This window comes from Streptomyces sp. NPDC097129 (genome assembly GCF_055668065.1).
Genome location: NZ_JBVOQE010000013.1, coordinates 18116 through 37518 on the forward strand (window position 1 = coordinate 18116; position 19403 = coordinate 37518).

A 19403-nucleotide genomic window follows, 5' to 3' on the forward strand; every position below is an offset into this window, starting at 1 on the left:
TATCCGTGCGGTCGTATACGTGCGGTCGTATACGTGCAGTCGTCTCCGCGTCGCCGTACCCGTGTGGCCGTACCGGCGTGGCTCTACCCGTGTGGCCCGGGTCCCGTGTGGCCCTACACGTGTGGCCGTATCCCTGCGCGTGGCCCGTGTCAGTCCGCCGCGAGGACGAACGACGTCTGCGCCTTCTCGAACCCGGGCGCCTTCGCCTCCACGAGATACGTCCCCGGCGTGGCCGTCCGCGCCGGCGGCGTCGCGCACTGCGGCGCGCTCGCCCTGCGGTCCCACGTCACGACGTACGTGATGCTGCTGCCCGCCGGGACCCGGTACAGCAGGCTTCCGCTGCCCTTGGGGCAGTCCGCGGACGACCAGAAGTGGTCGCCTTCCTGACTGATCGTCACCACGGTGCTCTTCGGGCCGAGGTCGGCCTTGCAGTCGTGCGCGGAGGTGTTGCGCGCGACGATCTGGATCGTCGGCGTCTGGTCCGGCGTGTAGCTGTTGCGAACGCTGCGCAGCGTCAACGTCGCCGTGCTGGACGTGCAGTTGGGCAGCGGCGAGCCGGCAGGCAGGGCCGCGCCCGCACCGGTGCCGCCGCCCGCGCTGCCGTTGATTCCGTCGTCCGACCCACCGGCCGAACCCGCACCGCCACCACCGGAACCGTCGGCACCACCGGAACTCCCGGTGCCGCCTGAGCCGGAACCGCCGCCCGCGCCGGATCCGGCACCCGAACCGCCGGAGTCACCGCCGCTCGACTCGTCGCGGCCGCCGGGGTGTTGGCTGATCGCCGGGCCGGAACCGGAGGGTCCGGGAGTGATCGAGGACGCGGGATTCTTGCCGTTGGACCCACCGGCACCGTTCTTGCCGCCGCCGTCACCCGAGGTGACGACCCAGGTGATCAGCAGCGCCAACAGCGCGATCACAGACAGCAGTACGGCCCTCCGACGCCAGTAGATGGTGGAGGGAAGCGGCCCGACCGGATTGCGCAGAGATCCCACGGCGCAAACTGTACGAGAGATCGCCGCGTTCGCTTGCGCCACCCGCCGCCTGCGGCGCAACTTTTCCGGATCATCATTCCGGAGACCACCCCTTGAACGCACCTGGGTCGACTCGCCTGTTCGCGATCGCGGCACTTGCGGCCGTGGCCACGGCTGTGGAGGGCGGAGTTTCAAGTGATCGATTCAGATGAGGTGTTCGAGACTCGACGCGCCCGAACGATGGGCTTTCGTCCCACTTCGCCCTATCCGGGCCTGCGCCCCCAGCGGCGGCCCGGGCGCCGGCCGTCCCACCACCGCCACCCCCTCTCAGCCACCCCCACCCGTGCTCTCCGCTGCCCCTCCCCGCCCGGTGTCTTCGCCGCCAGTTCCGCGCGTCCCGCACCGGCGGACGCCGCCCGCGCTCCGACCCGCCCCCCGTCGGTGCGCACGCGCGCGTGGTCGTGCATGGCAGGATCGGTAGGGTCATGACTGCGCCCACGAAGCTTTTGCACAGCAGCCCCGTCCCGTCGGCAGCGCCGGCCGGGGAGGAACTGCACGCCCCTGTCATCGCCTGGTTCGACGGGCACGCGCGTGATCTGCCCTGGCGGCGCCCGGAGGCGGGTGCCTGGGGTGTGATGGTCAGCGAGTTCATGCTCCAGCAGACGCCGGTCAGCCGGGTGCTGCCCGTCTACGAGCAGTGGCTGGCCCGCTGGCCCCGCCCCGCCGACCTGGCCGAGGAGGCGCCCGGCGAGGCGGTACGCGCCTGGGGCCGGCTCGGCTACCCGCGCCGCGCGCTGCGTCTGCACGGGGCCGCGGTGGCGATAGCGGAGCGGCACGGCGGTGACGTACCCGCCGACCACGCCCAGCTGCTCGCGCTGCCCGGCATCGGCGAGTACACGGCCGCGGCGGTGGCGTCGTTCGCGTACGGACAGCGGCACGCGGTGCTGGACACCAATGTGCGCCGGGTCTTCGCACGCGCGGTGAGCGGGGTGCAGTACCCGCCGAACGCCACCACGGCCGCCGAGCGGCGGCTGGCCCGCACGCTGCTGCCGGAGGACGAGCGCACCGCCGCGCGCTGGGCCGCGGCCTCGATGGAGCTGGGCGCCCTGGTGTGCACGGCGAAGAACGAGGACTGTCACCGCTGCCCGATCGCCGCGCAGTGCGCGTGGCGGCTGGCGGGCAAGCCGGAGCACGACGGGCCGCCGCGGCGCGGCCAGACGTACGCCGGCACCGACCGGCAGGTGCGCGGCAAGCTGCTCGCCGTCCTGAGGGAGGCGCACGCGCCCGTGCCGCAGGCCGCCCTGGACCGGGTGTGGCACGAGCCGGTGCAGCGCGCCCGGGCGCTGGACGGCCTCGTGGCGGACGGTCTGGTGGAGCCGCTGCCGGGCGGGCTGTACCGGCTGCCGCTGAGCTGAGGCACGGACTTCGCAGGGCACGCGGCCGGTGCGCGCACGGGTCGCTCCGGGCTGACGTACAGACATGTCACAGCACCCGGCCGCGTGTTACGGTCCATCACAGACGTCAAATCGGGTCATACTCCGACAAACAGCCCAACCTCCTTACCCACGAGCGGCTTCCGTTACACAACCGACGTACAGCCGAGCGCTGGCCGCAGGCTGCTCCGCACAGCGCCGTGACAACCCCTCCGTACCTTCGTTGTCGTGCCCGTCAGGGACACGACGACCACAGGCAGGACACCGGCAGCACGCGGCCGGCACCACGGGGACTTTTCGGAGGCGGTTGATCATGGCGCAGGGCGAGGTGCTCGAGTTCGAGGAGTACGTCCGCACCCGGCAGGACGCGCTGCTGCGCAGCGCACGCCGGCTGGTCCCGGACCCGGTCGACGCCCAGGACCTCCTCCAGACCGCGCTGGCCCGCACCTACGGCCGCTGGGAGGGCATCGCCGACAAGCGGCTGGCGGACGCCTACCTGCGCCGCGTGATGATCAACACGCGCACCGAGTGGTGGCGGGCCCGCAAGCTGGAGGAGGTGCCCACCGAGCAGCTCCCGGACGCGTCGGTGGACGACTCCACCGAGCAGCACGCCGACCGCGCCCTGCTGATGGACATCATGAAGGTGCTCGCCCCGAAGCAGCGCAGCGTGGTCGTGCTGCGACACTGGGAGCAGATGTCCACGGAGGAGACGGCCGCCGCCCTCGGCATGTCGGCCGGAACGGTCAAGAGCACGCTGCACCGGGCGCTCGCCCGGCTCCGCGAGGAGCTGGAGGCCCGCGATCTGGACGCACGCGCGCTGGAGCGTGAGGAGCGGGAGCGGTGCGCGGCCTGACGGACGGGGAGTCCTCCCCGTCCCGGGGGAGTCTTCAGGCGGTGATCACGGCGGCGGCCTTGCTCGCCGCCCTCGCCCTTTTGGTCTCCGCGTGCGCCACCGGCGGCACCGGGACCCGCGACGAGGGACCAGCCCGGGCCGACTCGGTCGCGGGCGCGGCGGTCTCGCCCTCCCCCAGTCCCTCGCACACCATGCAGACGGTGGATCCCGTCCGGCTCGTCAAGGACGACCCGCTGGTCTCGGACGCGGTCAAGAAGAGCCTGCGGCCCTGCGTCGGGGACGACTATCCCGTCGACGTGTCGTACGGCGACCTGACCGGAGCGCCGGTCGACGATGTCGTCATCAACGTGCTGACGTGCGGTGACGCGGTGGGGGTCGGCTCGTACGTGTATCGCGCGGACGGCGATCGGTACCAGAATGTGTTCCAGTCCGAGGAATCCCCGGTCTACGCGGAGATAGACCGCGGCGCTCTGATGGTGACCAAGCAGGTGTACAAGAATGGCGATCCGGTGTCGAACCCGTCCGGCGAGAACGTGATCACGTACGCCTGGAAAGCGGGCAGGTTCGTACAGGACGACTTCCACCACACCGACTACGGCACCACGGTGGACACCTCTCCGACCAAGGCGCCGGCACCGGCGCCGGCGGACAACTGACGCGGAAATCGCGGCGGGCGTGAACCGGTCGGACCTCTCGTTCCGATGGAGAAGTGAACGCACCACGAGATCCACGCGTCCACGCACAGAGCTTTACGACCGAAAAGCAACAAGGACTGAGAGCACCGGGATGGCAGACCAGACCCACGTCCTGTTCGTCGAGGACGACGACGTCATCCGCGAGGCCACCCAGCTCGCCCTGGAGCGGGACGGCTTCGTGGTCACCGCCATGCCCGACGGCCTGTCGGGCCTGGAAGCGTTCCGGGCGAACCGCCCCGACATCGCCCTCCTGGACGTCATGGTCCCGGGCCTGGACGGCGTCAGCCTGTGCCGGCGCATCCGCGACGAGTCCACCGTCCCGGTGATCATGCTGTCGGCACGCGCCGACGCGATCGACGTGGTCCTGGGCCTGGAGGCGGGCGCCGACGACTATGTGACCAAGCCGTTCGACGGGGCCGTGCTGGTCGCCCGCATCCGCGCGGTGCTGCGCCGCTTCGGGCACGCCGGCGGCGACCGTCAGGCGGAGGACGCGGCCTCGGCGGACGCGGGCGGCGTACTGACCTTCGGCGACCTGGAGGTCGACACCGACGGCATGGAGGTCCGCCGGGCCGGGCGACCGGTGGCACTGACCCCGACCGAGATGCGTCTGCTGCTGGAGTTCTCCTCCGCGCCGGGCTCCGTCCTGTCGCGGGACAAGCTCCTGGAGCGCGTGTGGGACTACGGCTGGGGCGGGGACACCCGCGTCGTCGACGTCCATGTGCAGCGGCTGCGCACCAAGATCGGCCAGGACCGCATCGAGACGGTCCGCGGCTTCGGCTACAAGTTGAAGGCCTGAGCGGGGCTCGGCATGCGGGGGATCATGCGACGCCTGCTTCCGGATCACCTGGAGCGCGCGGGTATCCGGACGGGGCTGAGATGGAAGCTCAGCGCAGCCATCGCGCTGGTCGGCGCGCTGGTGGCGATCGTGCTGAGCCTGGTCGTGCACAACGCGGCACGGGTGTCGATGCTGGACAACGCCCGCGATCTCGCCGTGGAACGGATCAAGATCGCCCAGCGGAACTACGACCTCACCCATCGGGCGAACTTCCCGGGCGTCGCGATCAACGACGCCGGGCTGCCCGCACCGCTGCGTGACCGCGTCCTGGACGGCCGGGTGGCGACATACGTCTCCGACCACCGGGGCCACCCGCCCGACATCTGGGCCGCCACCCCGGCGAAGGACGGCCACATCCTCTCGCTGCACACCCACTTCACCGACCGCAGCACGGACATCCTGCGCGACCTCGACCAGGCCCTCGTCATCGGCTCCATCGCCGTCGTACTGGGCGGCAGCGCGCTGGGCGTGCTCATCGGCGGGCAGCTGTCACGCCGGCTGCGCAAGGCGGCGGCCGCCGCCAACCAGGTCGCCCGCGGCGAGAGGGACGTGCGGGTGCGGGACGCCATCGGCGGCATCGTGCGGGACGAGACCGACGACCTGGCGAGCGCGGTGGACGCCATGGCGGACGCGCTCCAGCAGCGACTGGAGGCCGAACGCCGGGTCACCGCCGACATCGCGCACGAGCTGCGCACCCCGGTGACCGGGCTGCTCACGGCGGCCGAGCTGCTGCCGCCGGGCCGCCCGACCGAGCTGGTGCTGGACCGGGCGAAGGCGATGCGCACCCTGGTGGAGGACGTCCTGGAGGTGGCCCGCCTGGACGGCGCCTCGGAGCGGGCCGAGCTGCAGGACATCCTGCTGGGCGAGTTCATCGCCCGCCGGGTGGCGGTCAAGGACCCGGAGATCGAGGTGCGGGTCGTCCACGAGTCGGAGGTCACCACCGACCCCCGGCGCCTGGAGCGCGTGCTGTTCAACCTCCTCGCCAACGCCGCACGGCACGGCAAGCCGCCGATCGAGGTGACGGTGGAGGGCCGGGTCATCCGGGTCCGCGACCACGGCCCCGGCTTCCCCGAGGACATCCTCGCGGAGGGCCCGAGCCGCTTCCGCACCGGCAGCACGGACCGCGCCGGCCACGGCCACGGACTGGGCCTGACCATCGCCGCCGGCCAGGCCCGCGTCCTGGGCGCCCGTCTGACCTTCCGCAACATCCGCCCCGCCGGCGCCCCACCCCACATACCGGCCGAGGGCGCCGTAGCAGTCCTCTGGCTCCCGGAACACGCCCCCACCAACACAGGCAGCTACCCCCTACTCCCGCCCTCCACCCCGTAACCCCCCGGGGCACCCCAGCCGTCGTTCCCAACCGGGCGCACCCCCTGGCACCGCCGACCCCGAAGCGGAAGACGCGACAGCCCGCAGCCGCCCGCGGCGGGAAGGGGCCGGGGTGGGGGGTGTCCGCCCGCAGCGGCCGGCACCGACCAACAGCGAGCGCGTCGGAAACGGGCGGCCGGACCGAGGACGGACACCCCCCACCCTGGCCCCGACCCAGAATCCGGCCGCAGGCGCGACAGCAACCGGCCACCGGACCGCAACGGGCCGCCGCAGGCACAAAAGGGGCGCGGGGAACTGCGCGACCAGCCCCCACGCACCCGCAGACGAAACGCGACCCAGCGCCGCAGGCACCCGCAGACAAAACACGACCCAGCGCCGCAGGCACCCGCCCCCACAGACAACAAAAAGGCGCCCGCCAAACCCGACGGGCGCCCACTTCACAACCTACGCGTCACACGGCCTCGACAACCGCCGGAGGCCCCGCCGCATCCTCCACCGCACCGGACTTGGGCCCAGCCCCCCGCAGCGGCACTTCCTTCACGAACAGCGCCGACACCAGCACCACAACCGCAACCACCGCACCGAGCAGGAACGCCGCATGCGTCCCGGAGGACACCGCATGCTGGTACGCCTCCCGCGCCGCAGCCGGCAGCTTCGCCAGGCTGGCCGCATCAAGCTGCGCGGACTTCTCCGTGATCTTCGACCCCAGCGCCCCGGCCTTCTCGGTCATCACGTCCTGCACCCGGTGGTTGAACAGCGCGCCCATGATCGCGACACCGAACGAGGAGCCGAGCGTACGGAACAGGGTGGTGGAGGAGGACGCGACGCCCATGTCCCTCATCTCCACGCTGTTCTGCGCCACCAGCATGGTGATCTGCATCAGGCAGCCCATGCCGAGACCCAGCACGGCCATGTAGAGCCCGGAGGTGAACCGCGACGTGTCCGTGTCCATCGTGGACAGCAGGTACAGCCCGACGACCATCAGCACACCGCCGACGATCGGGAAGACCTTGTAGCGCCCGCTGTTGGTCGTGACCCGCCCCGCCACCATCGAGGTGACGAGCATCGCGCCGAGCATCGGCAGGAGCAGCAGCCCGGAGTTGGTGGCGGACGCCCCCTGCACGGCCTGCTGGTACAGCGGAAGGAACAGCGTGGCGCCGAACATCGCGAAGCCGGTGATGAAGCCGATGATCGACATCAGCGTGAAGTTGCGGCTGCGGAAGATGTGCAGCGGCACGACCGGCTCGGCGGCCTTGGTCTGCCAGAAGACGAACCCGATCAGCGCGACGACGCCGATGCCTATCAGCTCCATGATCCGCGCGGAGGTCCAGGCGTACTCCGTGCCGCCCCACGTCGTGACCAGCACGATCGCGGTGATGCCGACGGTCAGCAGCCCGGCGCCCAGGTAGTCGATGCGGGCCTGGGCCCGCTTCCTCGGCAGATGCAGCACGACGCTGATCAGGCCGAGCGCGACGACACCGAGCGGCAGGTTGATGTAGAAGGCCCAGCGCCAGCCCCAGTGGTCGGTGATGGTGCCGCCGACCAGCGGGCCGCCGATCATCGCCAGCGCCATGACGCCGGCCATCATGCCCTGGTACTTGCCGCGCTCGCGCGGCGGGATCAGGTCGCCGATGATCGCCATGACGCCGACCATCAGACCGCCGGCGCCGAGGCCCTGCACGGCGCGGAAGCCGATCAGCTGCCCCATGTCCTGTGCCATGCCGCTGAGCGCGGAACCGATCAGGAAGATGACGATCGACGCCATGAACGAGCCCTTGCGGCCGTACATGTCACCGATCTTGCCCCAGAGCGGGGTGGAGGCGGCGGTGGCGAGGGTGTAGGCGGTGACGACCCAGGAGAGATGCTCCAGGCCGCCGAGCTCACCGACGATCGTCGGCATCGCGGTGCCGACGATCATGTTGTCCAGCATCGCGAGCATCATGGTGATCATGAGCGCGAGCAGGACGACTCGTACACTCCTGGGCCGTTTGCCCGTCTGTGTCTCGACCATTTCTGTGGCGGCCATCGTCCCTACTTCCCCCAGCGACTGCTACTTACTTGCCGACCGGCTAGTTATCCCTACACTGGGAAGGTAGCTCCGTAACTAGCCGGTCGTCAAGTAAGTTTTACCAGCCGGGCGGCAGGTAAGTTTCCGGGGAAGCCCTAGGAGGACGAGGATGGACGTCACCATGGACGGCACCAAGCAGCAGCGTCGCGGGAACACCCGCCAGCGCATCCAGGACGTCGCGCTCGACCTCTTCGCCGGGCAGGGCTACGAGAAGACCTCCCTGCGGGAGATCGCCGAGAGCCTCGACGTCACCAAGGCGGCGCTGTACTACCACTTCAAGACCAAGGAAGAGATCCTCGTCAGCATCTTCGAGGATCTGTCCCGGCCGATCGAGGACCTGATCGAGTGGGGCCGGCAGCAGCCGCACACCCTCGAGACCAAGCAGGAGATCGTCCGCCGCTACAGCGACGCCCTCACCGGGGCGGCCCCGCTCTTCCGCTTCATGCAGGAGAACCAGGCGACGGTGCGGGAGCTGCGCATCGGCGAGATGTTCAAGGAGCGCATGCTCGGACTGCGGGACATCCTCGTCGACCCGGACGCCGACCTGGTCGACAAGGTCCGCTGTATCAGCGCGATGTTCACGCTGCACGCGGGGATGTTCCTCCTGCAGGACATCGAAGGCGACCCCGAGGAGAAGCGCAGGGCCACTCTCGAGGTCGCGTTCGATCTGGTGGCTCAGGCCCACAAGGGGGCCTGAGCGTCCGCCCCCGTGGGGCGGCGGTGGATCAGACGGACACACCCTTGGACCGCAGGAAGGCGACCGGGTTGATCGCGGAGCCGTAGTTCGGCGTCTTGCGGATCTCGAAGTGCAGGTGCGGGCCGGTGGAGTTGCCGGTGTTGCCGGACTTGGCGATGTGCTGGCCGGTGGCCACGACCTGGCCGACCTTCACGTCGATGCGGGAGAGGTGGGCGTACTGCGAGTACGTCCCGTTGCCGTGCCGGATGACGATGGCGTTGCCGTAGGCGGGGCCGTCACCGGCGCCGTTCGGACCGGCCTTGACGACCGTGCCGCCGTGGGCCGCGACGACGTTGGTGCCGAGCGGCACGGCGAAGTCCTGGCCGGAGTGGCGGTGCTCCCACATGCCGCCGGCCTGGTTGAAGCCCGCGGACAGCGTGTAGTGCTCCACCGGGTGGACCCAGGAGGCGGCCTTCTTCTTGGCGGCGGCCTGCTGAGCGGCGGCCTTCTTCGCGGCGGCCTGCTGGGCCGCGGCAACGGCCTTGGCCTTGGCGGCCGCGGCGGTCTTCGCGGCCTGCGCGGCCTTGGCCTGCGCGGCGGCCTGCGCCTCGACCGCGCCGGCAGTGGCGGTGGTGGAGGCGGACGTGGCGTCGGCGGCGGCCGCGACCCCGGCTCCCAGCGCGACCGAGACCCCCAGACCGGCGGCCAGGACGGCGGCGCGGGTGCGGATGGCGGACGTACGGGACTGACGGGACGTGACGCGCTGGGACATGTGAACCTCGTGAAGCCGGGGACAGAGAAGAGCCACCCGACGCACAGGCATCCGCCGGATGGGCTCATCCTTGGTAACCCCTCGGTGCACATCCGCCCAAATGTGCGATCTACGACGACTTCTAGTAGTCCAACGCAAAACCTTCGACTTCCGGCGCAACTGACATTCCGGGCAAACCGCCCTCAGGCGCCGGATAAGCAGGCGGCTTCCGGGCTGAAAGTCCCTTTTGTGGATCTCCCCGGGCCACTATTCCGCCTCGTACGTGACGCAGGTCGCGTGCGGCACATCACCGGGGCGCCGCGTCGGGGTGTGTGTGAATGTGGCGCAGACCTCTAGCCACTTACCAGCCGGTAACCCTACGGTTCCTCCCGCGCCACCCTCACCAAAGAGCATGCACACGACACCACCGTGTGTACGGACGGGAGAGGAACCCCCACATGACGATCAGACGCGCCTGGCTGCACCGGGCCTCGACGGCCGCCGTCCTCGCGGCCGCCCTGACGGCCCTGGGCGCCCCCGCGGACGCCGCGGAGCCGGCGGCGGCCCCTGCGGCGCCCACCGCGCTCGGCACGGCGACGGCCGGGGCCGTCGACTACGCCACCTGGCAGCACGACTGCCAGAGCGTGATGGACCAGGCGCTGCCCTACCTGAAGCAGCGGATCGCCGCCGCCCGGCCGGGCGAGCGGCAGGCGATCGTCCTCGACATCGACAACACGACCCTGGAGACGGACTTCGGCTTCCACTACCCGCAGCCGGCCAACAAGCCGGTCCTTGAAGTCGCCCGCTACGCCCAGGAGCACGGCGTCTCGCTGTTCTTCGTCACCGCCCGCCCCGGCATCCTCTACGCGCCCACCGAGTTCAACCTGCAGTACGACGGCTACGACGTCGCAGGGCTGCGCGTCCGTGGCCTGTTCGACCTGTTCAAGGACGTCTCCGCCTACAAGACCGCGCAGCGCGCCCAGATCGAGAGCCAGGGCTACACGATCATCGCGAACATCGGCAACAGCGCCACCGACCTCTCCGGCGGCCACGCCGAGAAGACGTTCAAGCTGCCGGACTACGGCGGACAGCTGTCCTGACGCACGGCACCCACGGAAAAAGGGAGCTGCCCCGGGACGTGAGTCCCGGGGCAGCTCCCTTTCGTGCTCCGGCTCGGGCCGAGCGCGGCGCTTACGCGTCCTTGCTCAGGTTCGGCCCGGCGCCGCCGGCCGCCTGCTCGATCGGCGGGACGTCGGGCAGCGCCGACTTCTCCTCGCCGCGGAAGGTGAAGGTCTTCTCCGCACCCTCGCCCTCGGTGTCCACGACCACGATCTGACCGGGGCGCACCTCGCCGAAGAGGATCTTCTCCGACAGCGAGTCCTCGATCTCGCGCTGGATCGTGCGGCGCAGCGGCCGCGCACCCATCACGGGGTCGTAACCCTTCTTGGACAGCAGCTCCTTGGCGGCCGGGGACAGCTCGATGCCCATGTCCCGGTCCTTCAGGCGCTCGTCCACCTTGCCGATCATCAGGTCGACGATCCGCAGGATGTCCTCCTGGGTCAGCTGCGGGAAGACGACCACGTCGTCGACGCGGTTGAGGAACTCGGGGCGGAAGTGCTGCTTGAGCTCGTCCGACACCTTGTTCTTCATGCGCTCGTAGTTGGTCTTCGTGTCGCCCGCGGCGGCGAAGCCCAGGTTGAAGCCCTTGGAGATGTCCCGGGTGCCGAGGTTGGTCGTCATGATGATGACCGTGTTCTTGAAGTCCACGACCCGGCCCTGGGAGTCGGTCAGGCGACCGTCCTCCAGGATCTGCAGCAGCGAGTTGAAGATGTCCGGGTGGGCCTTCTCGACCTCGTCGAAGAGGACGACCGAGAACGGCTTGCGGCGCACCTTCTCCGTCAGCTGGCCGCCCTCCTCGTAGCCCACGTAACCGGGAGGCGAACCGAAGAGACGCGACACCGTGTGCTTCTCGCTGAACTCCGACATGTCGAGGGAGATCAGCGCGTCCTCGTCACCGAAGAGGAACTCGGCGAGGGCCTTGGACAGCTCGGTCTTACCGACACCGGACGGGCCGGCGAAGATGAACGAGCCACCGGGACGCTTGGGGTCCTTCAGACCGGCACGCGTACGGCGGATCGCCTTCGACAGCGCCTTGACGGCGTCGTTCTGGCCGATGACCCGCTTGTGCAGCTCCTCCTCCATACGGAGCAGGCGGCTGGACTCCTCCTCGGTCAGCTTGAAGACCGGGATGCCGGTGGCCGTGGCGAGGACCTCGGCGATCAGCTCGCCGTCGACCTCGGCGACGACGTCCATGTCGCCGGCCTTCCACTCCTTCTCCCGCTTGGCCTTCGCCGCCAGCAGCTGCTTCTCCTTGTCGCGGAGAGACGCCGCCTTCTCGAAGTCCTGGGAGTCGATCGCGGACTCCTTGTCGCGGCGGACACCGGCGATCTTCTCGTCGAACTCGCGCAGGTCCGGCGGAGCGGTCATCCGGCGGATGCGCATGCGCGAACCGGCCTCGTCGATCAGGTCGATCGCCTTGTCCGGCAGGAAGCGGTCCGAGATGTACCGGTCGGCCAGGGTGGCGGCCTGGACCAGCGCCTCGTCGGTGATGGAGACGCGGTGGTGCGCCTCGTACCGGTCGCGCAGGCCCTTGAGGATCTCGATCGTGTGCGGCAGGGACGGCTCGGCGACCTGGATGGGCTGGAAGCGGCGCTCCAGGGCCGCGTCCTTCTCCAGGTGCTTGCGGTACTCGTCCAGGGTGGTCGCACCGATGGTCTGCAGCTCGCCACGGGCCAGCATCGGCTTGAGGATGCTCGCGGCGTCGATGGCGCCCTCGGCGGCACCCGCACCGACCAGCGTGTGCAGCTCGTCGATGAACAGGATGATGTCGCCGCGGGTGCGGATCTCCTTGAGCACCTTCTTCAGGCGCTCCTCGAAGTCACCGCGGTAGCGGGAGCCGGCGACCAGGGCGCCGAGGTCCAGGGTGTAGAGGTGCTTGTCCTTGAGGGTCTCGGGCACCTCGCCCTTGACGATGGCCTGGGCGAGGCCCTCGACGACGGCGGTCTTGCCGACGCCGGGCTCACCGATCAGCACCGGGTTGTTCTTGGTACGGCGGGACAGCACCTGCATGACCCGCTCGATCTCCTTCTCGCGCCCGATGACCGGGTCGAGCTTGGACTCACGAGCGGCCTGGGTGAGGTTCCGGCCGAACTGGTCGAGGACCAGGGACGTCGAGGGGGTGCCCTCGGCAGGGCCGCCGGCGGCAGCGGTCTCCTTGCCCTGGTAACCGGAGAGCAGCTGGATCACCTGCTGCCGCACACGGTTCAGATCTGCGCCCAGCTTGACGAGGACCTGGGCGGCGACGCCCTCGCCCTCGCGGATCAGGCCGAGCAGGATGTGCTCCGTGCCGATGTAGTTGTGGCCCAGCTGCAGAGCCTCGCGCAGCGAGAGCTCCAGCACCTTCTTGGCACGGGGGGTGAAGGGGATGTGGCCGGACGGCGCCTGCTGGCCCTGCCCGATGATCTCCTCCACCTGCTGGCGGACCGCCTCGAGCGAAATCCCGAGGCTCTCAAGGGCCTTGGCGGCGACACCCTCACCCTCGTGGATCAGGCCCAGGAGGATGTGCTCGGTGCCGATGTAGTTGTGGTTGAGCATCCGGGCTTCTTCCTGAGCCAGGACGACAACCCGCCGCGCGCGGTCGGTGAACCTCTCGAACATCGTTAATCGCTCCTCAGAGCGGTCAGGCAGTGGGGGGAACTTCCCCTCCCTGTCCTTCCGCAGCTTAGTCCCGCAAGCGGGGACCGCTCATTCCAACTGCCGACACCGTCGATGGCCTCCTGACCCCGAACGCCGACATCTGCTCCAACCCGATGGTGCGAGACGATGTTCCCGCAGGCCAGGCAGTTACCCCAGTCGCCAGTACGCCGATGGCGAACGGGAGCCGTCCCGGGCTGCGTGTCGCCCCCTCCCACAAGGGATGTCTTACCCGCTGCGACGGACAGTCCATGCCGCGTGCACGGCCTCCCTCCGCTACGGGCGAACAACCTTGCGCCTCCCGGCGCCCCGCGCGCCCCCCGGGCGGAAACTCATCGCACTCATCGGAGCACCCAGCGTAACCCGCACGCGTTTCCGGCTGTTGCACTTGGCATGGCTGGCGCTGTCCCCCCATGGCCCGCGGTCCCCTTCCCCCGGCGGTCGCCCGAGGCGGCCGATCCCGTCCGGCTCTGGTACGAGAACGAACTGGGCTGGCCGGTGGTGCCCGGAGAGCCGGTACGACTTTCCGTGGGCCCGCGCTTCGACGTCCTGGACGTCCCGGCCGAGGCGGGGCGAGCGGCGCTGCGCCACCTGGCGCCCGCCTCGCCCGTGACCCTGCACGGCGGCCGCATGCGGCTCCTGCTGGCCCCGGGCAGCGCGGAGGAGCTGCCGGGCCTGCTGGAGTGGCTGGAGTGGGGCCCGCTCGCCGCGTCCCTGGACCTGTGGGCCATGGGCCCGGGCGGCACACTGGAGGCTCCCCTGCCGGTGCCCCTCGGCACGGAGCCGCAGCACTCGGGGGCGGGTGCGTCAGGTGCGGCGATGGGTGCCTCAGCGTGGCCGGTGGGGCATGTGGGGCCCGTGGGGCCGATGGGTCCCATCGCGCCGGGCGGGGACGGACCGGGAGAGCCGGCCGGAGCCGGGTCGCGGGGGCCGGCCGTCACGGGGACAGGGGCGCCCGCCGGGGCCGGAGCGGACGGCGCGTGGGCGGACGGAGCCGGCCGCTCCGCTTCGCAGGGGGCCGCCGTATGGCTGCGGCCCCCCGTGCCGGGGAGCGAGGCCGAGTCCTCGCTGCCGACGATGTCGGCGTTGGGGGGCCGTGCGGGCGCCCCTGATCTCGTACGCGTGGTGGACACGGTGGCCGCGCAGTGCCACCGGATCCGCCTGCGGCGCGCGTGTGCTCAGCCGTTGGCCTTCTCGTAGGCCTCACGAATGGACGCGGGAACACGGCCGCGGTCATTGACCTCGTAGCCGTTCTCCTTGGCCCAGGCGCGGATCGCGGCGGTGTCCTGCGTGCCACCGGAAGCGGCACGCGCCTTTCCGCGACTGCCCGACGCACGGCCTCCGGTGCGACGCCCATTCTTCACGTACGGCTCGAGAAGCCCGCGCAGCTTGTCCGCATTGGCGGTCGTGAGATCGATCTCGTACGTCTTCCCGTCCAGCGCGAACGTCACGGTCTCGTCTGCCTCGCCGCCGTCGAGGTCGTCGACAAGAAGGACCTGAACCTTCTGTGCCACCGGATTTCCTTTCATCGAAAACGCTGAGGGGTAGGGGAGCGTGGCGTCCGCCCGTTTCGCCACCGCCCCTGTTATATGCAGTACAGCAGTACGTCGGAAAGCAAACCGCTTTTGCCGGAAAAACACAAACCCCTGGCAGAGACCGCTCCGCCCGCCCCGGGACGGAAACATGTGCGTTTCGGACATAGGGAACCCGGGCAGCCTGCCGTCACGCCGAATAGGCGTTGACCCGCTTGCCCGTTGCCCGACGATCACAGATGCAGAAGCATCCGGCTGTTGCCCAGGGTGTTCGGTTTCACTCGTTCGAGACCGAGGAACTCCGCGACGCCCTCGTCATAGGAACGCAGGAGCTCCGCGTACACATCGCGGTCCACCGGTGTCTCACCGATCTCCACGAAGCCGTGCTTGCCGAAGAAGTCGACTTCGAAGGTCAGGCAGAATACGCGGCGAACGCCCAGCCAGCGGGCGGTCTGCAGCAACTTCTCCAGCACCTGGTGACCGACGCCCGCGCCCTTCAGGCCGGGCTTCACCGCGAGAGTGCGCACTTCCGCGAGGTCTTCCCACATCACGTGCAGCGCGCCGCAGCCGACCACCTCGGCGTTGTCGTCGCGTTCCGCGACCCAGAACTCCTGGATGTCCTCGTAAAGAGTCACCATCGCTTTGTCGAGCAGGATGCCGTCACGGGCGTAGGCGTCGAGGAGCCGGCGCACGGCGGGGACATCGCTGGTGCGCGCCCGCCGGACGGTGATGGCTTTAGCGGTGGGTTCCGGGCTTCGTGCGGACATGACGGGACGCTATCGCCCGCCGCCCCGCGTTGCCGAGCCGGGGTTCTCCTGGGTACCGGCGGGGTTCGGGCCGGCGTCTTCCGTGCCTTCGGGAGCCGCCGCCGTTTCCGCGACGGGTTCCTCTCCGCCGTCGCGGATGATGCGCAGGGCGTCCCGCAAGGCCTGCCGTTGTTCGTCACTCATCATGCCGAAGAAGGCGACGAGAGCGGCGGCGGGGTTGTCGCTCTGCGCCCAGGCGTCGTTCATCAGGGCGGCGGCGTAGGCGGCCCGGGTGGAGACCGCCTCATATCGATAGGCCCGGCCTTCCGCTTCGCGGCGCACCCAGCCCTTCTGATGGAGATTGTCCAAAACGGTCATGACCGTGGTGTAGGCGATCGACCGTTCCTGTTGCAGATCTTCCAGGACTTCTCGAACCGTGACAGGGCGGTTCCACTTCCACACCCGCGTCATGACGGCGTCTTCGAGTTCTCCCAATGGGCGAGGCACAGCTCGACACAATAGTGGGACATCCCGCCATTGGCGTGCCGGACGTGCGCTTTCAGGAGCAAACGGGAACAAAAAGGGCGTACGACTCGGCGGCGGAGGGCCACACGGGGAGTCGTACGCCGGTGAGGGCGCCGCGGCGCGGCTGCGGGGGCTGCCGCGCTCGCCGCTGCCGTGCTCGCCGCTGTCAGGCGTCGCCGACGGCGGAGGAGGACTGGCGGGCGCCCTCGGCGCGCGCGAGGGCGGCGTCGACGGCCGCGTCCTCCTTGGCCTTGTTGGCGCCGCCCTGGGTCTTGACGATCACCCGGATCACGCCGATGAAGAACACGGCCATGACGACCGGGGGCAGGAGCGCGGAGACGTAGTCCATGGCTCCAGAGTAGCCACGCGCGTGTGCGGATTTCGGGCGGGGTCGGACGATTCGGCCGGTCCCGCCCGGGCGGGTGAACGCGAGCGTCAGCCGGCCGCCAGCTGCTGGGGCGGCTTGCCGGGCGACGGGGCGGGCTTACGGGGCGGGAAGACCTCGCCGGGGGTCGGGATGGGGCGGCGTTCCGGCGTGGGATCCGAGGGGGACGGCCGGGGGGCCGGCTCCGGCTTCTGCGCCGGCCGCTTCTGCGGCTGGTCGCCGTCGCCGGCCACGGGGCCCTCGCCCGCCGCCGTGCGGCCGCCGGGCAGCGCGTGCAGGCGGGTGCGGCAGGCGGGCACGGTCGGTACGGCCGTGACGGTGGCCCCGCGAGCCGTCGTGCCGCGCGCCAGACGGGCCCGTACGTCCTGCTCGGCCATGGTCTGACAGCGGTCGAGCAGGGCGGCCGCGACGGGGTTGCCGCGCAGCGCGCGCAGGGCGGCCAGGTCGTCGGGGTTCGGCCGGTACCCGGCGCCCAGCACCTCGTCGAGCAGGGCGAGGTAGCCGGCGGCGGTGCCCGGGAGCGCGGCGCGGTAGCGGCCGAGGTCGGCCACGAGGAAGGCCCGCAGCCGGGCGCCCTCGCGCATCGCCTCGTCGAGGGACTCGGCGAGGCTGAGGCAGTCCTGGACGTCCTCGGCCGAGGCGGGGGCGGGGTTCAGGGCGAGGGCGAGGGCGCGGCGGAGCACACGGAGCTCCTCCACGCCGAACGCCATGCCGCCGCGGGATCCGTATGGCGTGGGCATGCGGCGACCATACGCGCTAATCAGACAAACCAGACACATCGCCGGGGCGTGGCGCACCGAGCCACCCAGGTGGAGGGCGCGCTCTGGAGACCGGTCGGCGGGCATGCCCATGGCAGGGTCTCGGTCCGGCGCGTTGGGGGTGCGCCCCTCACACGCGTGCCACGGCTCGCACCCGGGCTGCGGGTGCGTGCCCCGGCCGGCACCCGCGCCGCGGGTGGCTTGCCTGCCGGGCGGACGCCGGCGTCGCCCCCGCTCACCGACCGCGCCCCTCCGGCGCCGGAGCGCCCGGCCTCGCCACCGCGCCGGGGCCCCGGCGCCTGTCTCACATGCGGGACACGTTCCGCTCGTACACCAGGCGCAGGCCGATCAGGGTCAGCCACGGCTCGTGTTCGTCGATGGCCGAGGACTCGCCGAGGACCATCGGGGCCAGGCCGCCCGTCGCGATGACGGTGACCTCCTCGGGGTCGTCGGCGAGTTCGCGCGCCATGCGGCTGACGACGCCGTCGACCTGGCCGGCGAAGCCGTAGACGATGCCGGCCTGCATGGCCTCGACGGTGTTCTTGCCGATGACGCTGCGGGGGCGGGCGACCTCGATCTTGCGCAGCATCGCGGCCCGCACGCCGAGCGCCTCGACGGAGATCTCGATGCCGGGCGCGATGACGCCGCCGACGTACTCCCCGCGCGCGGAGACCGCGTCGAACGTGGTCGCCGTACCGAAGTCGACGACGATCGCCGGGCCGCCGTACAGCTCGTTCGCCGCGACCGCGTTGATGATGCGGTCGGCGCCGACCTCCTTGGGGTTGTCGAAGAGGATCGGCACGCCGGTCTTCACGCCCGGCTCGACCAGCACGGCGGGCACGTCGCCGTAATAGCGCCGCGTCACCTCGCGCAGCTCGTGCAGCACCGACGGCACGGTCGCGCAGATGGCGATGCCGTCGATGCCGTCGCCGAGGTCCTCGCCGAGCAGCGGGTGCATGCCCATCAGGCCCTTGAGCAGGACCGCCAGCTCGTCGGCGGTACGGCGGGCGTCGGTGGAGATGCGCCAGTGCTCGACGATCTCCTCCCCGTCGAACAGCCCGAGGACGGTGTGCGTGTTGCCTACGTCGATCGTCAGCAGCATGGCCGGCCCCTACTCCGCCTCGCGCAGGTCCAGGCCGATGTCGAGGATCGGCGAGGAGTGGGTGAGGGCGCCGACGGCGAGGAAGTCCACGCCGGTGTCGGCGTACACGCGCGCGGTGTCGAGCGTCAGCCGGCCCGACGCCTCCAGCAGCGCCCGGCCGCCGACGATCCCGACGGCCTCGGCGCACTCGGCCGGCGTGAAGTTGTCCAGCAGGATCAGGTCGGCGCCGGCCTCCACGACCTCACGCAGCTGGTGCAGCGTGTCGACCTCGACCTCGATCGGCACCTCGGGGAAGGCCTCCCGCACGGCCTTGAAGGCCTGGGCGACGCCGCCCGCCGCGACGACGTGGTTGTCCTTGACCAGGGCCGCGTCGGACAGCGACATGCGGTGGTTGACGCCGCCGCCGCAGCGCACCGCGAACTTCTCCAGCGAGCGCAGGCCCGGCGTCGTCTTCCGGGTGTCCCGCACGCGTGCGTTCGTGCCCTCCAGCACGTCCGCCCACGCGCGCGTGGCGGTGGCGATGCCGGACAGGCGGCACAGGATGTTCAGCGCGCTGCGCTCGGCGGTGAGCAGGTCACGCGTGCGCGTGGTGACCGACAGCAGCTTCTGCCCGGCCTCGACGCGGTCGCCGTCCTCGACGTGCCGCTCGACCTCGAACTCGTCGGTGCACACCACCGAGAGCACCGCCTCGGCGACCCGGAGGCCGGCGACGACGCCCGCCTCACGCGCGGTGAAGTCGGCCGTGGCGACGGCGTCCTCGGGGATCGTCGCGACGGTCGTCACGTCCACGCCGCCGTCCAGGTCCTCCTGGATGGCGACGTTGGCGATGTCCTCGACCTCGACCGGGTCGAGTCCGGCGGCGGCCAGGAGCGCGGCGAGCGCGGGGTCGAGGCCGCACTCCAGGTACTCCTCGCCGGTGTCCGCGCCGCAGGCGCAGCCGTCGCCGCAGCCGCCGTTCGAGGCGAGGGAAAGGTCCTGATCGGTCACTTGG

General features: G+C 70.7%; 19 protein-coding genes. 8 read left to right on the forward strand and 11 right to left on the reverse strand.

Annotated elements, in window-relative coordinates; genetic code table 11:
• Positions 1-149: 149 nt before the first annotated feature.
• Positions 150-992, reverse strand: coding sequence for a hypothetical protein (locus AC0B9F_RS31105; protein WP_472008148.1), 843 nt, complete (start codon positions 990-992; stop codon positions 150-152).
• A gap of 464 nt (positions 993-1456) precedes the next feature.
• Here AC0B9F_RS31105 and AC0B9F_RS31110 point away from each other — a divergent pair, with 464 nt between their 5' ends.
• The 5 genes from AC0B9F_RS31110 (at position 1457) to cseC (ending at position 6116) form a co-directional block, all read left to right on the forward strand.
• Positions 1457-2386: an HhH-GPD family protein gene (locus AC0B9F_RS31110; protein ID WP_472008150.1), complete on the forward strand. Its 930-nt coding sequence runs from the start codon at positions 1457-1459 to the stop codon at positions 2384-2386.
• Between the two features lie 331 nt (positions 2387-2717).
• Positions 2718-3257, forward strand: coding sequence for a SigE family RNA polymerase sigma factor (locus AC0B9F_RS31115; protein ID WP_361633701.1), 540 nt, complete (start codon positions 2718-2720; stop codon positions 3255-3257).
• The gene (locus AC0B9F_RS31120) at positions 3245-3913 is read left to right on the forward strand and encodes a hypothetical protein (RefSeq protein ID WP_472008152.1); all 669 of its coding nucleotides are present in this window, start codon (positions 3245-3247) and stop codon (positions 3911-3913) included. Before AC0B9F_RS31115 ends, AC0B9F_RS31120 begins: the two co-directional genes overlap by 13 nt.
• Before the next feature lie 130 nt (positions 3914-4043).
• A complete protein-coding gene (gene cseB / locus AC0B9F_RS31125) occupies positions 4044-4748 on the forward strand; it encodes a two-component system response regulator CseB (protein WP_472008154.1) in 705 nt (234 codons plus the stop codon).
• A 12-nt stretch (positions 4749-4760) separates the two neighbouring features.
• A complete protein-coding gene (cseC, locus tag AC0B9F_RS31130) occupies positions 4761-6116 on the forward strand; it encodes a two-component system sensor histidine kinase CseC (RefSeq protein ID WP_472008156.1) in 1356 nt (451 codons plus the stop codon).
• A 451-nt stretch (positions 6117-6567) separates the two neighbouring features.
• Here cseC and AC0B9F_RS31135 read toward each other — a convergent pair whose 3' ends face one another.
• Positions 6568-8142: an MDR family MFS transporter gene (locus AC0B9F_RS31135; RefSeq protein ID WP_472008159.1), complete on the reverse strand. Its 1575-nt coding sequence runs from the start codon at positions 8140-8142 to the stop codon at positions 6568-6570.
• Between the two features lie 151 nt (positions 8143-8293).
• On the opposite strand from AC0B9F_RS31135, the gene AC0B9F_RS31140 reads away from it, so the two are divergent.
• The gene (locus AC0B9F_RS31140) at positions 8294-8881 is read left to right on the forward strand and encodes a TetR/AcrR family transcriptional regulator (RefSeq protein WP_472008161.1); all 588 of its coding nucleotides are present in this window, start codon (positions 8294-8296) and stop codon (positions 8879-8881) included.
• Positions 8882-8909: 28 nt separating this feature from the next.
• On the opposite strand, the gene AC0B9F_RS31145 is transcribed toward AC0B9F_RS31140, so the two are convergent.
• The gene (locus AC0B9F_RS31145) at positions 8910-9632 is read right to left on the reverse strand and encodes a M23 family metallopeptidase (protein WP_472008163.1); all 723 of its coding nucleotides are present in this window, start codon (positions 9630-9632) and stop codon (positions 8910-8912) included.
• A 437-nt stretch (positions 9633-10069) separates the two neighbouring features.
• Here AC0B9F_RS31145 and AC0B9F_RS31150 point away from each other — a divergent pair, with 437 nt between their 5' ends.
• A complete protein-coding gene (locus tag AC0B9F_RS31150) occupies positions 10070-10711 on the forward strand; it encodes an HAD family acid phosphatase (protein WP_472008164.1) in 642 nt (213 codons plus the stop codon).
• A 91-nt stretch (positions 10712-10802) separates the two neighbouring features.
• Here the strand turns inward: AC0B9F_RS31150 and AC0B9F_RS31155 are convergent, their stop codons facing one another.
• The gene (locus AC0B9F_RS31155) at positions 10803-13328 is read right to left on the reverse strand and encodes an ATP-dependent Clp protease ATP-binding subunit (RefSeq protein ID WP_472008166.1); all 2526 of its coding nucleotides are present in this window, start codon (positions 13326-13328) and stop codon (positions 10803-10805) included.
• A gap of 429 nt (positions 13329-13757) precedes the next feature.
• Between AC0B9F_RS31155 and AC0B9F_RS31160 the strand changes: the two genes are divergently transcribed.
• The gene (locus AC0B9F_RS31160; protein ID WP_472008167.1) at positions 13758-14564 is read left to right on the forward strand and encodes an SCO3374 family protein; all 807 of its coding nucleotides are present in this window, start codon (positions 13758-13760) and stop codon (positions 14562-14564) included.
• Here AC0B9F_RS31160 and AC0B9F_RS31165 read toward each other — a convergent pair.
• The 7 genes from AC0B9F_RS31165 to nadC all read right to left on the reverse strand — a co-directional run bounded on the left by AC0B9F_RS31165 (position 14543) and on the right by nadC (position 19399).
• A complete protein-coding gene (locus AC0B9F_RS31165; protein WP_472008169.1) occupies positions 14543-14878 on the reverse strand; it encodes a histone-like nucleoid-structuring protein Lsr2 in 336 nt (111 codons plus the stop codon). The two genes, AC0B9F_RS31160 and AC0B9F_RS31165, sit on opposite strands and share 22 nt — an antisense overlap.
• Positions 14879-15129: 251 nt before the next feature.
• Complete coding sequence (locus AC0B9F_RS31170; protein WP_469816147.1) at positions 15130-15663, reverse strand: amino-acid N-acetyltransferase; 534 nt, start codon at positions 15661-15663, stop codon at positions 15130-15132.
• A 9-nt stretch (positions 15664-15672) separates the two neighbouring features.
• Positions 15673-16137 carry a BlaI/MecI/CopY family transcriptional regulator gene (locus AC0B9F_RS31175; RefSeq protein WP_472008170.1) on the reverse strand — a complete coding sequence of 155 codons (465 nt, stop codon included), beginning with the start codon at positions 16135-16137 and terminating at the stop codon, positions 15673-15675.
• A gap of 196 nt (positions 16138-16333) precedes the next feature.
• A complete protein-coding gene (locus tag AC0B9F_RS31180) occupies positions 16334-16516 on the reverse strand; it encodes a hypothetical protein (RefSeq protein ID WP_472008171.1) in 183 nt (60 codons plus the stop codon).
• An 86-nt stretch (positions 16517-16602) separates the two neighbouring features.
• Positions 16603-17262: a hypothetical protein gene (locus AC0B9F_RS31185; RefSeq protein ID WP_472008498.1), complete on the reverse strand. Its 660-nt coding sequence runs from the start codon at positions 17260-17262 to the stop codon at positions 16603-16605.
• Positions 17263-17614: 352 nt separating this feature from the next.
• Positions 17615-18412 carry a type III pantothenate kinase gene (locus AC0B9F_RS31190; RefSeq protein WP_472008172.1) on the reverse strand — a complete coding sequence of 266 codons (798 nt, stop codon included), beginning with the start codon at positions 18410-18412 and terminating at the stop codon, positions 17615-17617.
• A 9-nt stretch (positions 18413-18421) separates the two neighbouring features.
• Positions 18422-19399 carry a carboxylating nicotinate-nucleotide diphosphorylase gene (gene nadC, locus AC0B9F_RS31195; protein ID WP_472008173.1) on the reverse strand — a complete coding sequence of 326 codons (978 nt, stop codon included), beginning with the start codon at positions 19397-19399 and terminating at the stop codon, positions 18422-18424.
• Positions 19400-19403: the final 4 nt, after the last annotated feature.

Excerpts from the sequence above, each read along its gene's own strand:
- AC0B9F_RS31185 (WP_472008498.1), bottom strand. The coding sequence starts at position 17,262 with ATGGCGTTCGGCGTGGAGGAGCTCCGTGTGCTCCGCCGCGCCCTCGCC.
- AC0B9F_RS31110 (WP_472008150.1), top strand. The coding sequence starts at position 1,457 with ATGACTGCGCCCACGAAGCTTTTGCACAGCAGCCCCGTCCCGTCGGCA.
- cseB (WP_472008154.1), top strand. The coding sequence starts at position 4,044 with ATGGCAGACCAGACCCACGTCCTGTTCGTCGAGGACGACGACGTCATC.
- AC0B9F_RS31115 (WP_361633701.1), top strand. The coding sequence starts at position 2,718 with ATGGCGCAGGGCGAGGTGCTCGAGTTCGAGGAGTACGTCCGCACCCGG.
- AC0B9F_RS31180 (WP_472008171.1), bottom strand. The coding sequence starts at position 16,516 with ATGGACTACGTCTCCGCGCTCCTGCCCCCGGTCGTCATGGCCGTGTTC.
- AC0B9F_RS31145 (WP_472008163.1), bottom strand. The coding sequence starts at position 9,632 with ATGTCCCAGCGCGTCACGTCCCGTCAGTCCCGTACGTCCGCCATCCGC.
- AC0B9F_RS31140 (WP_472008161.1), top strand. The coding sequence starts at position 8,294 with ATGGACGTCACCATGGACGGCACCAAGCAGCAGCGTCGCGGGAACACC.
- AC0B9F_RS31150 (WP_472008164.1), top strand. The coding sequence starts at position 10,070 with ATGACGATCAGACGCGCCTGGCTGCACCGGGCCTCGACGGCCGCCGTC.
- AC0B9F_RS31190 (WP_472008172.1), bottom strand. The coding sequence starts at position 18,412 with ATGCTGCTGACGATCGACGTAGGCAACACGCACACCGTCCTCGGGCTG.
- AC0B9F_RS31170 (WP_469816147.1), bottom strand. The coding sequence starts at position 15,663 with ATGTCCGCACGAAGCCCGGAACCCACCGCTAAAGCCATCACCGTCCGG.
- AC0B9F_RS31135 (WP_472008159.1), bottom strand. The coding sequence starts at position 8,142 with ATGGCCGCCACAGAAATGGTCGAGACACAGACGGGCAAACGGCCCAGG.
- AC0B9F_RS31160 (WP_472008167.1), top strand. The coding sequence starts at position 13,758 with ATGGCTGGCGCTGTCCCCCCATGGCCCGCGGTCCCCTTCCCCCGGCGG.
- cseC (WP_472008156.1), top strand. The coding sequence starts at position 4,761 with ATGCGGGGGATCATGCGACGCCTGCTTCCGGATCACCTGGAGCGCGCG.
- AC0B9F_RS31155 (WP_472008166.1), bottom strand. The coding sequence starts at position 13,328 with ATGTTCGAGAGGTTCACCGACCGCGCGCGGCGGGTTGTCGTCCTGGCT.